The following is a 10,784-nucleotide window of genomic DNA, read 5'->3' on the forward strand; positions in this document are numbered from 1 at the left end:
TCGGCGGGTGGGCCGCGGAGCTCGCGGACACGGCCGCGTCGGTCGCAGCCGCCGGCCGCAGCGTCATCGTCGCGGTGCCCGACCGGCGGGACCTCGACCAGCTCGCCACCGCGCTCGCGGCCGGCCCGGCGGCCGGGGCGGTGCTGCGCGTCGACGCGACCCTGCCCGCGGCGCAGCGCTACCGGGCCCACCTCACCGCGCTCGGGCCTGGTCCGCACGTGATCATCGGCGCCCGGTCCGCGGTCTACGCGCCCGCGGCGGACCTCGGCGCGATCCTCGTGTGGGACGAGGCGGACGCGTTCCATCAGGAGCCGCTGGCGCCCTACGCCGCCACCCGCGATGTCGCGCTGCTGCGGCAGGAGCAGACCGGTGCAGGGCTGCTCCTGCTCGCCCACACCCGGTCGACCACGGTGCAGCGCCTGGTGCAGGTCGGCTGGCTGGGGGAGCGGCCGCCACCGGCGAAGCGACCCGAGGTGGTGCTCACGCCGGACGACGACCGCGCCGCGCGGATCCCGTCCGCGGCATGGCGTGCGCTGCGGCAGGCCCTCACGGCCGGGCCGGTGCTCGTGCAGGTCGCCCGGCCCGGCGAGGCGGCCCTGAAGGCGCTGGCAGCAGGCGACGCTCCGCCACCGATCGACGCGGGCCGGACGGCCCACGAGCTCGGCAGGGCGTTCCCCGGGGTCCCCGTGCTCATCGCCGACGGCGAGCACGTCCACGACGAGATCGACGGCGTCCCGCGCATCGTCGTCTCGACGCGCGGGGCGGAGCCGCGGGCGCCGGGAGGCTACCGGGCCGTGCTGCTGCTCGACGGCCGGCGGATGCTCGCGCGCGAATCGCTGTGGGTCGCCGAGGACTGCCTCCGCTGGTGGGCCGGTGCGGCTGCACTGGCCGCGCCCGACGCGCCCGTGCATCTCATCGGGGTCACGGGCGACGTGGCGACCGCGCTCGCCACCTGGCGCTTCCCGGAGTTCGCCGCCCGGCAGCTCGCCGACCGGCGTGTGCTGCGGTTCCCGCCGGTCGTCCGGCTCGCAGCCGTCACCGGCCCGGCGATGGCGGTGGAGGCGCTCGTCGAGGAGCTGGAGGCCGCGGGTGCGGATGTGCTCGTGCACGGAGCGGATCCGACCGGCCGACGGGCCGTGCTGCGCTTCGACTACGCGGCCGGGCCCCGGCTCGCCGCCATCGCGAAGGCGGCGCTCGTCCGGGCGGGATCCGCCCGGCGGCCGAAGCCCCCCGCCCCGCCGCCGCCGTCCCTCCGCGTCCGCTTCGACCCGCACGAGCCCCTCTGAGCCCCGGCGCCTGCGCCCGGACGAGCCACCTAGGCTGATCGGCGGCCATCGGGAGGGACGACATGCGGCTGCTCTTCGCCGGGACGCCCGAGGCGGCGGTGCCCGCGCTGGACGCGCTCGCGGCCGGCCCGCACGAGATCGTGCGGGTGATCACCCGCCCGCCCGCACCACAGGGCCGCCGCCGGGTGCTCACGCCGTCGCCGGTCGACGCCCGTGCGACGCAGCTCGGCCTGCCCGTCCTGCACGCTGCACGCCTGGACGAGGCGGCGACCACGACGCTGCTCGCGGACGGGGTGGACCTGGGGGTGGTCGTCGCGTACGGCGGGCTGATCCGCGAGCCGCTGCTCTCCGTCCCCCACCTCGGCTGGATCAACCTGCACTTCTCGCTCCTACCCCGCTGGCGGGGCGCAGCACCGGTGCAGCACGCCCTCATCGCGGGCGACACCACGACCGGCGTCGCGGTGTTCCGGCTCGAGCAGGGCCTCGACACCGGTCCGCTGCTCGCCCTCGAGGAGGTGCCGGTCGGCGCGCTCGAGACCGCGGGGCACCTGCTCGAGCGTCTCGCCGCGATCGGCGCTCCGCTGCTCGCCCGGACGGTCGACGGGCTCGCGGACGGGACCGCACGAGAGACGCCGCAGGTGGGGGAGCCGACCGTCGCCGGCAAGCCGACACTCGAGGACGGCCGGCTCGACCTCACCGCGTCCTCCGCCGCCGTCCTGAACCGGTACCGGGGCGTCACGCCCGAGCCCGGCGCCTTCACCGAGCTGGACGGCGCACGCCTGAAGGTGCTCGAGGCCGCCCCGGCCCGCGACGCGGCGCCGCTCGCCCCCGGGGACGTCGCGCTGGACGGCCGCCGGGTGCTCGTCGGGACCGGTGACCTCCCGGTCGAGCTGGTCACCGTGCAGCCCGCCGGTCGCACGCCCATGCCGGCGGCCGCATGGCTCCGCGGCGTCCGCCCCCCGGTGCGGCTCGGATGAGCGCCCGTCCCACTCGCCCCGCGACCATCAGCCCCGCGAGGCGCGTCGCCCTGGAGGTGCTCGTCGCGGTCCGGGAGCGCGACGCGTACGCGAACCTGCTGCTGCCCGTCCTGCTGCGCCGCGCCGGCCTCCCGCCGGCCGAGGCCGCGTTCGCGACGGAGCTGACCTACGGGACCCTCCGCCGCCTCGGCCACTACGACGCGGTGATCTCGGCCGCGTCGGGCCGGGAGATCCCTGCGATCGACCCGCCGCTGCTCGACGTGCTGCGGCTCGCGGCCCACCAGCTGCTCGCCACCCGCACCGCCGCCCACGCCGCGGTGCACCAGGCCGTCGAGCAGGCGCGGGAGGCGGCAGGACGCGGCGCCGCCGGCTTCGCGAACGCCGTGCTGCGCAAGGTCGGCGAGCGCGACGACGCGGCGTGGACCGCCCGGCTCACCGCCGGCCTCGACGACCGGATCGCCGTCCTCGCCGTCGAGCAGGCCCATCCGGCCTGGGTCGTCGCCGAGCTCGAGGCCGCGCTCGCCCGGACCGACGGCGGCGACGCCGACCTCGCGCGGCTGCTCGAGGTCGACAACGTGGCCGCGCCGGTCGGGCTCGTCGCCCTGCCCGGCCTCGCCGATCCGGCCGCCACCGGGCTGACACGGCACCCCCTCTCGCCGATCGGTGTCGAGTCGCCGGGCGGCGATCCGGGTGACGTCCCGGGTGTCCGTGCCGGCAGCGTCCGGGTGCAGGATCCCGGTTCCCAGCTCGCTGCGCTCGCCCTGACCCGCGCCCGCCCGATCGTCCCGGGGGAGCGGTGGCTCGACCTCTGCGCCGGCCCGGGCGGCAAGGCGGCCCTCCTCGCCGCGGAGGGAGCGGCCGGCGGCGCGGCGCTGACCGCCAACGAGCTGCTGCCCGCCCGCGCCCGACTCGTCGAACGCGCGCTCGCCGCCGTGCCCGGCGAGCACACCGTCGTGATCGGGGACGGCGCCCGCTTCGCCACCGGGGAGGACCGGTTCGACCGCGTCCTGCTCGACGCCCCCTGCACCGGCCTCGGCGCGCTCCGCCGGCGCCCCGAGGCGCGCTGGCGGAAGCAGCCCGAGGACATCGCCGAACTGGCGGCCACCCAGACCCGGCTGCTCGACGCCGCGGTCGCCGCGCTCGCATCCGGCGGGCTGCTCGCCTACGTGACCTGCTCGCCCGTGACGGCCGAGACCGAGGACCGGGTGGCGGACGCGCTGGATCGGCACCCGGGGCTCGAGGCCCTCGACACGACCGCGGTGCTCGCCGGCGTCACGACGGGACCGCTCGTCCGCGCGAGGCGGGGCACCGCGACCCAGCTCTGGCCCCACCGGCACGCGACCGACGCGATGTTCGTGCAGCTGCTCACGCGCAGCTGACCCGCCCGCCCGCACCCCGCAAGCCCGTGTGGCCCGCATCGCTCCGCCGCTACAGTCCATCGAGGCGGGGCAGCCGCGCCGTCGTCTTCCACCAGCGACTCCAGTGAGGACCTTCGTGACCGCCGGCACCGAGAACCAGCGCACCCTCGAATCGTTCGGGTACAAGCAGGAGCTGAAGCGGTCGGTGTCGACCGTCGACCTGCTGATCTACGGCCTCATCTTCATGGTGCCGATCGCCCCGTGGGCGATCTTCGGGACGGTCTACAACAGCGCGGCGGGCATGGTGCCGCTCGTCTACGTCATCGGCCTCGTCGCGATGATCTTCACCGCACTCGCGTACGCGCAGATGGCGAAGTCCTTCCCGCTCGCCGGCTCGGTCTTCTCCTACGTCGGGCGCGGGATCCATCCCGCGCTCGGCTTCTTCGCGGGCTGGGCGATCCTGCTCGACTACCTGCTCGTGCCGACCCTGCTGTACGTGTTCGCCGCGGAGTCGATGGTGGGCATCTTCCCGGGCTCGGCACGCTGGATCTGGGCGCTCGTCTTCGTCGCGATCAACACGGTCGTGAACCTGCTCGGCATCAGCTCGATCAAGCTGGCGAACCGGGTCTTCCTTGCCATCGAGCTGGTCTTCGTCGTGATCTTCGTCATCATCGCGGTGATCGCCCTGAACGGCGGCACGATCCCCGGCGCGGAGTGGAGCACGAACCCGATCTGGACGCCGTCGAAGGTGACCGGGCCGCTCATCGCCGGCGCCCTCTCGATCGCGGTGCTCTCGTTCCTCGGCTTCGACGGCATCTCGACGCTCGCCGAGGAGTCCACCGGACGCCGCAACGCCGCCGGCCGCGCCATGGTCATCGCGCTGTTCATCGTGGCCGCCCTGTTCATCGTCCAGACGTGGCTCGCGAGCCTCATGGCCGGTGGACGGGACGCCTTCTCCGCCGCCGAGGCCGGGAACGCGTTCTTCACGCTCGTGAAGGCGGCGGCCGGGACCGGCTGGCAGAACGTGTTCTTCGTCGTCAACGTGCTCGCGGTCGGCATCGCGAACGCGATGGCCGCGCAGGCCGCGACGAGCCGGCTGCTCTACTCGATGAGTCGCGACCGGCAGCTGCCCCACTTCCTGTCCCGCATCAGCGCCCGCCAGGTCCCGCAGTGGGCGATCCTCGCGGTCACGGTGCTCACCGTCGTGCTCGTCCTGTTCTTCGTCGGCCAGCTCGCGCTGATCTCGTCCCTCGTGAACTTCGGCGCCCTGTTCGGCTTCTGCCTGCTGCACATCGCGGTGTTCTGGCACTACATCGTGCGGCAGCGCTCGCGGAACTGGCTGCTCCACGGCGTCGTGCCGGTGCTCGGCTTCCTGATCATCGGCTACGTGCTCGTCAACGCGGATCCGCTGGCCAAGATCGGCGGCCTCGTCTGGCTCGTGCTCGGCGGGATCGTCTTCGCGATCAACGTCGCGCGCGGACAGAAGCCGCAGCTCAGCATCCGGGAGGACGTGCCCACCGCTGGCGAGGGGCGGCCGAGCGCCACGGAGGGCCAGGCGTGACGGGGGTCCGCATCGAGCCGAGCATCCTGTCAGCGGACTTCACCGCCCTCGCCGCCGACGTGGCGCGCATCCCGTCGGCCGACCTCGTGCACGTCGACGTCATGGACAACCACTTCGTGCCGAACCTCACGTTCGGGCTGCCGATGGTGCAGCGGCTGCTCCAGGTCACGGATCTGCCGCTCGACGTGCACCTCATGATCGACGACCCCGACCGCTGGGCGCCCGGGTTCGCGGAGGCGGGCGCGGCGGTCGTCACCTTCCACGCCGAGGCGACGGGGGATCCCGTCGCCGTCGCCAGGGCGATCCGCGCGGCCGGCGCGCGGGCCGGCGTCGCGCTGAAGCCCGGCACGGCGCCGGACGTCGTGATCGCGGACCTCGGCGAGTACGACCAGGTGCTCGTGATGACGGTCGAGCCCGGCTTCGGCGGTCAGGCGTTCCAGCCGGCGATGCTCGGCAAGGTGGCCGCGGTACGGGCGGCCATCGGCGACCGCGACGTCTGGCTGCAGGTCGACGGCGGCATCGGGCCCGAGACGATCGGCCCGGCCAGGGCGGCGGGTGCCGACACCTTCGTCGCCGGCTCGAGCGTCTTCGGCCAGGCCGACCCCGACGCGGCCGTCCGTCACCTGCGCGGGCTCGCCGCATCCTGACCCGATCGCGCCGTTCCGGAGTTCTGGCGGGACACGCCGCGGCGGAGGCGCCGGAGGCGGCGTGTCGCCCGGATTCTCCGGAACGGCGCGATCCGTAGGGCCCCGGTAGCCTTGCAGGGTGAAGACCTTCGACGGCCTCTACGCCGAGCTGGCGGAGAAGGCCGCCGTGCGCCCGACCGGCTCCCGGACGGTCGCCGAGCTCGACGCGGGCGTGCACGCCATCGGCAAGAAGATCGTCGAGGAGGCGGCCGAGGTCTGGATGGCCGCCGAGTGGGAGGGCGACGACCGCCTCGCGGAGGAGGTCTCCCAGCTGCTCTACCACGTGCAGGTGCTGCTGCTGAAGAAGGGCCTCACGCTCGAGGACGTCGGACGGCATCTCTGATCCGCGGCCGCACCGAGTCCCCGTCCGTCCCCGCGTAGGAGAGTCCCGACCATGCTGAGGATCGCCGTCCCGAACAAGGGCGCGCTCGCCGACACCGCCGCGCAGATGCTCGGCGAAGCCGGGTACCGGCTGCGCCGCGATCCGAAGGAGCTGACGGTCGCCGACCCCCGCAACGACGTCGAGTTCTTCTACCTGCGGCCGCGCGACATCGCCACCTACGTCGGCTCCGGGGCGCTCGACGTCGGCATCACCGGGCGCGACCTGCTGCTCGACTCCGGATCGACGGCTCGCGAGGTCGCGGGCCTCGACTTCGCGTCCTCCACGTTCCGGTTCGCCGGGCCCGCCGGCCGCTTCGACGACGTGCGCGACCTCGCCGGGCTCCGTGTCGCGACGAGCTACACCGGCCTCGTCGGCGCCTTCCTGGAGCAGGCGGGAGTCCGCACCGAGCTCGTGCACCTCGACGGCGCGGTCGAGACGGCGGTGCGCCTCGGCGTCGCCGACGCCGTCGCCGACGTCGTCGAGACGGGCACGACGCTGCGCACGCAGGGCCTCGAGATCTTCGGGCCGGTGATCCTCGAGTCGACGGCCGTGCTCATCGCCGGTCCGCACGCGGCCGAGGGCCTCGAGGTGCTCGAACGGCGGCTGCAGGGCGTGCTCGTCGCTCGCCGCTACGTGATGGTCGACTACGACCTGCCCCGTTCCCTGCTCGACGAGGCGGCGCGGCTCGCGCCCGGGATCGAGTCGCCGACCGTCTCCCCGCTGCACGACCCCGCCTGGGCCGCCGTGCGCGTCATGGTGCCCCGCGACGACATGAACCACGTCATGGACGGGCTCTACGCGCTCGGCGCCCGGGCGATCTTCGTCACCCCGATCCACGCCGCCAGGCTCTGACCCGTGACGCTCGCGACCCGTGTGATCCCGTGCCTCGACGTGGCCGACGGCCGAGTCGTGAAGGGCGTGCGCTTCGAGGGACTCGTCGACGCGGGCGACCCCGTCGAGTCGGCGGCGCGGTACGCGGCGCAGGGCGCGGATGAGATCACCTTCCTCGACGTCACCGCCACGGTCGAGGGCCGCGGCACCATGCTCGACACCGTTCGGCGCACGGCCGAGCAGGTGTTCGTGCCCCTCACCGTGGGCGGCGGCGTGCGCTCGGTCGGCGACGTCGACGCGCTGCTGAAGTCCGGCGCGGACAAGATCGGCGTGAACTCCGCCGCGATCGCACGCCCGGAGCTGCTCACGGAGATCGCGGACCGGTTCGGCGCGCAGGTGTGCGTGCTCTCGCTCGACGTGCTCCGCGATCCGCGGGTGCCGAGCGGCTTCGCCGTGACGACGCACGGCGGCCGCACGAACACCGGGATCGACGCCGTCGACTGGGCGGAGCGGGCGATCGCGCTCGGCGCGGGGGAGCTGCTCGTCAACTCGATCGACGCGGACGGCACGAAGGCGGGCTACGACGTGCGCCTGATCGAGGCGATCCGGGCGGTGAGCAGCGTGCCCGTCATCGCGTCGGGCGGGGCCGGGTCCCTCGACCACTTCGTGCCCGCCGTCGTGGCCGGTGCCGACGCGGTGCTCGCCGCATCCGTCTTCCACCGCGGGGTGTTCACGATCGGGCAGGTCAAGGCGGCGCTCGCGGAGGCGGGCGTCGTGGTGCGGGAGACGGGACGGAGCAGGCGATGAGCGAGCAGCAGGGAACGGATGCGGCGCCGGTGCTCGCCGCCGAGGCGGCGCTCACGACCGCGCGGTTCGGCGCCGACGGGCTGCTGCCCGCGGTGGTGCAGGAGCACGCGTCCGGCGACGTGCTGATGCTCGGCTGGATGGACCGCGAGGCGATGCGCCGCACCCTCACCGAGGGGCGCGTGACGTTCTGGTCCCGTTCCCGGCAGGAGTACTGGCGCAAGGGCGACACGTCCGGGCACGTCCAGGTCGTGCGGTCCGCCGCCCTCGACTGCGACGCCGACGTGCTGCTCCTGCGTGTCGACCAGACGGGCGCCGCCTGCCACACCGGCGCGCACTCCTGCTTCGACACCCACCCGATCGACGCCGTCGACGGAGCCGCCGCGTGAAGCGCATGCCCGGCACGACGACCCGCGAGGCCTTCGCCGCGAGCCGGGAGGGCAGGCGTGTCGTGCCCGTCGCCCGGGAGCTCTTCGCCGACAGCGAGACGCCGCTCGGCATCTTCCGGAAGCTCGCCGTCCGCGCGGACGGGCGCATGCGGCCCGGCACCTTCTTGCTCGAGTCCGCGGAGCAGGGCGGCCTCTGGTCGCGCTACTCCTTCGTCGGCGTCGCCGCCTTCGGATCGCTGACCGAGCAGCGCGGGCGGCCCGTCTGGCAGGACTGGGGCCTCCCCGCTTCGCGGGCGTTCGGCGCCGGCGGCATCACCGGCGACTACCTCGAAGCGCTCGACGACCTGCACTCCCACTGGGCCAGCCCGCGGGTCGAGGGGCTGCCGCCGCTGACCGGCGGCCTCGTCGGCTACATCGGCTGGGACGCGGTGCGGCTGCTGGAGCGCCTGCCGGACGCTCCGCCCGCCGACTACCAGGTGCCGGAGCTCGGCATGGTCTTCGTGTCCGAGGTCGTCGCCCTCGACCACCTGAAGGGCACCGTCGCGCTCATCGAGACGGTGCTGAACGACGGCGAGCAGGACGAGGACGCGGCGTGGGCGGATGCGCAACGCCGTCTCGACGCCCTCGAGCTCCGCCTCGGCGCGCCCGTCGAGGCCCAGCTCGCGGAGGTCGATCTCGACATCGTTCCGGCCCCGCGCCTCCGCACCCCCAGGGAGGAGTACCTCGCGGCCGTCGAGACGGCGAAGGGCCACATCCGGGACGGCGACGTGTTCCAGGTCGTCGTCGCGCAACGCTTCGACCTGCCGACCACCGCGCAGCCGCTCGACGTGTACCGGGTGCTGCGGCAGCTGAACCCGTCCCCGTACATGTACCTGCTCGCCCACGAGCGGCAGGACGGCAGCCCGTTCGCGGTCGTCGGCTCGTCGCCGGAGGCGCTCGTGAAGGTCGCCGACGGACGGGTCTTCAGCCATCCCATCGCCGGCTCCCGGCCTCGCGGCGCGACGCCGGAGGCGGACGAGGCGTTCGCGGCCGAGCTCGCCGTCGACGAGAAGGAGCGGGCGGAGCACCTGATGCTCGTCGACCTCGCGAGGAACGACCTCGCGAAGGTCTGCGTGCCCGGCACGGTCGAGGTGACCGAGTTCATGCGCATCGAGCGGTTCAGTCACATCATGCACATCACCTCGAGTGTCGAGGGGGCGATCGGGCCGGGCGTGGGGCCGATCGACGTGCTGAAGGCCACCTTCCCCGCCGGGACGCTGTCGGGCGCCCCGAAGCCCCGCGCCCTCGAGATCATCGACGAGCTCGAGCCCGCCCGCCGGGGCGTGTACGGCGGCGTCGTCGGCTACTTCGACTTCGCGGGCGACCTCGACCTCGCGATCGCGATCCGCACGGCGCTGATCGCGGACGGCATGGCCCGCGTGCAGGCGGGCGGCGGCCTCGTCGCCGACTCGGTCCCCGAGGCCGAGTACGCGGAGTCCCAGAACAAGGCGGCGGCCCCGCTGAAGGCCGTCGCCATCGCGTCCGCGATGCGGCCGGTGGGCCGGCCGTGACCGACCGGCCGGCGCGGGCCCGCGAGCGGCTCGTGGTCGTGCTGGTCGTGCTCGTGCTCGGCGCCGCGATCGTGCTCTGCTCGACCCAGGTGTTCTCGACGGTCACGCCGGTCGACGCGAAGCCCGTGCCCGTCACGGGCCAGGGTGTCGCGCCGGCGCTCGCGCCGCTCGGGATCGTCCTGCTGGCGCTCGCCGCCGCCCTGACGATCGCCGGGCGCGTGGCGCGCGTCGTGCTCGGCCTGGTCCTCGTCCTGCTCGGCGCCGTCGTCGTGCTCCTCTCGCTGCCGAACGCGCTCGATCCGGCCGCGGGCACGCGCGGCGCCGTGAGCACGGCGACCGGCGTGCTCGGGCACGTGACCGCCGTGGCGGTCGGTACGGCGTGGCCGCCGACGGCAGCGGTCGCCGGGGTGCTCGCGGCGCTCGCGGGCGCCGTCGTGCTCGTGCGGTCGCCCGGCTGGGCGAGCGGCGGTGGCCGCTACCGGCAGGCGGGTGACGCCGAAGGACGACGGTCGGATCCGGTCGACGAGTGGGACGCGCTGACCTCCGGAGGGGACCCCACGCGTGCCGACGAGCCCGGCCGGGGGCCGAGTCCGACGCCGTAGACTTCCCAGCATGGCGAACATCACCGAGGAACCCGGCCACGGCTCGTCGCCCGCGGCGTGGATCGCGGTCGTGATCATGCTGTTCGGGATCGCGGTCGGCACCCTCTTCCTCTTCCTCGACGTGCTCCCGATGGTCTACGTCGGCGCCGTGATCGTCGTCGTGGGCCTGCTGGTCGGCTGGGTGCTGAAGAAGGCCGGGTTCGGCGTCAACGGCAGCCGGCTCAGGAGCTCGCACTGACCTCGTCCGGGACCGCCGCGCCGGCACGCGGCCTGCTCGCGGAGCTCATGGCGGGTGCCGCGGAGGACGCGGCCGCCCGCCGCGAGCAGCGCCCGCTGGAGGACGTCGAAGCCGCGGCGC

General features: G+C 74.6%; 11 protein-coding genes and 1 pseudogene. All 12 read left to right on the forward strand.

Annotated features, from left to right (window positions below; genetic code table 11):
* Positions 1-1,286, forward strand: a pseudogene (locus JWQ92_RS13065) (primosomal protein N'); the annotation flags it as partial.
* A gap of 62 nt (positions 1,287-1,348) precedes the next feature.
* A complete protein-coding gene (fmt, locus tag JWQ92_RS13070; protein ID WP_297344897.1) occupies positions 1,349-2,263 on the forward strand; it encodes a methionyl-tRNA formyltransferase in 915 nt (304 codons plus the stop codon).
* Positions 2,260-3,642, forward strand: a complete 1,383-nt coding sequence (locus JWQ92_RS13075; protein ID WP_297344898.1) for an RsmB/NOP family class I SAM-dependent RNA methyltransferase — start codon at positions 2,260-2,262, stop codon at positions 3,640-3,642. Before fmt ends, JWQ92_RS13075 begins: the two co-directional genes overlap by 4 nt.
* A 115-nt stretch (positions 3,643-3,757) precedes the next feature.
* On the forward strand, positions 3,758-5,182 hold the full coding sequence (locus JWQ92_RS13080; protein WP_297344899.1) for an APC family permease: 1,425 nt from the start codon (positions 3,758-3,760) through the stop codon (positions 5,180-5,182).
* The gene (rpe, locus tag JWQ92_RS13085) at positions 5,179-5,829 is read left to right on the forward strand and encodes a ribulose-phosphate 3-epimerase (protein ID WP_297344900.1); all 651 of its coding nucleotides are present in this window, start codon (positions 5,179-5,181) and stop codon (positions 5,827-5,829) included. The genes JWQ92_RS13080 and rpe overlap by 4 nt, the downstream gene beginning before the upstream one ends.
* A 118-nt stretch (positions 5,830-5,947) precedes the next feature.
* Complete coding sequence (locus JWQ92_RS13090; protein ID WP_297344901.1) at positions 5,948-6,211, forward strand: phosphoribosyl-ATP diphosphatase; 264 nt, start codon at positions 5,948-5,950, stop codon at positions 6,209-6,211.
* A 51-nt stretch (positions 6,212-6,262) separates the two neighbouring features.
* Complete coding sequence (gene hisG / locus JWQ92_RS13095) at positions 6,263-7,102, forward strand: ATP phosphoribosyltransferase (RefSeq protein WP_297344902.1); 840 nt, start codon at positions 6,263-6,265, stop codon at positions 7,100-7,102.
* Between the two features lie 3 nt (positions 7,103-7,105).
* The gene (hisF, locus tag JWQ92_RS13100; protein ID WP_297344903.1) at positions 7,106-7,888 is read left to right on the forward strand and encodes an imidazole glycerol phosphate synthase subunit HisF; all 783 of its coding nucleotides are present in this window, start codon (positions 7,106-7,108) and stop codon (positions 7,886-7,888) included.
* A complete protein-coding gene (gene hisI / locus JWQ92_RS13105; RefSeq protein WP_297344904.1) occupies positions 7,885-8,274 on the forward strand; it encodes a phosphoribosyl-AMP cyclohydrolase in 390 nt (129 codons plus the stop codon). Before hisF ends, hisI begins: the two co-directional genes overlap by 4 nt.
* A 5-nt stretch (positions 8,275-8,279) precedes the next feature.
* Positions 8,280-9,824, forward strand: coding sequence for an anthranilate synthase component I (locus JWQ92_RS13110; protein WP_297344907.1), 1,545 nt, complete (start codon positions 8,280-8,282; stop codon positions 9,822-9,824).
* On the forward strand, positions 9,821-10,426 hold the full coding sequence (locus JWQ92_RS13115; protein WP_297344905.1) for a Trp biosynthesis-associated membrane protein: 606 nt from the start codon (positions 9,821-9,823) through the stop codon (positions 10,424-10,426). The genes JWQ92_RS13110 and JWQ92_RS13115 overlap by 4 nt, the downstream gene beginning before the upstream one ends.
* Positions 10,427-10,436: 10 nt before the next feature.
* Positions 10,437-10,664 carry a DUF6704 family protein gene (locus JWQ92_RS13120; protein WP_297344906.1) on the forward strand — a complete coding sequence of 76 codons (228 nt, stop codon included), beginning with the start codon at positions 10,437-10,439 and terminating at the stop codon, positions 10,662-10,664.
* Positions 10,665-10,784: the final 120 nt, after the last annotated feature.

The organism is Amnibacterium sp. (assembly GCF_025463795.1).
Taxonomy (GTDB): Bacteria; Actinomycetota; Actinomycetes; order Actinomycetales; family Microbacteriaceae; genus Amnibacterium.

Coding starts and splice junctions, on each gene's coding strand:
- fmt (WP_297344897.1), top strand. CDS start 1,349: ATGCGGCTGCTCTTCGCCGGGACGCCCGAGGCGGCGGTGCCCGCGCTG.
- JWQ92_RS13075 (WP_297344898.1), top strand. CDS start 2,260: ATGAGCGCCCGTCCCACTCGCCCCGCGACCATCAGCCCCGCGAGGCGC.
- hisG (WP_297344902.1), top strand. CDS start 6,263: ATGCTGAGGATCGCCGTCCCGAACAAGGGCGCGCTCGCCGACACCGCC.
- hisI (WP_297344904.1), top strand. CDS start 7,885: ATGAGCGAGCAGCAGGGAACGGATGCGGCGCCGGTGCTCGCCGCCGAG.
- JWQ92_RS13110 (WP_297344907.1), top strand. CDS start 8,280: ATGCCCGGCACGACGACCCGCGAGGCCTTCGCCGCGAGCCGGGAGGGC.
- JWQ92_RS13120 (WP_297344906.1), top strand. CDS start 10,437: ATGGCGAACATCACCGAGGAACCCGGCCACGGCTCGTCGCCCGCGGCG.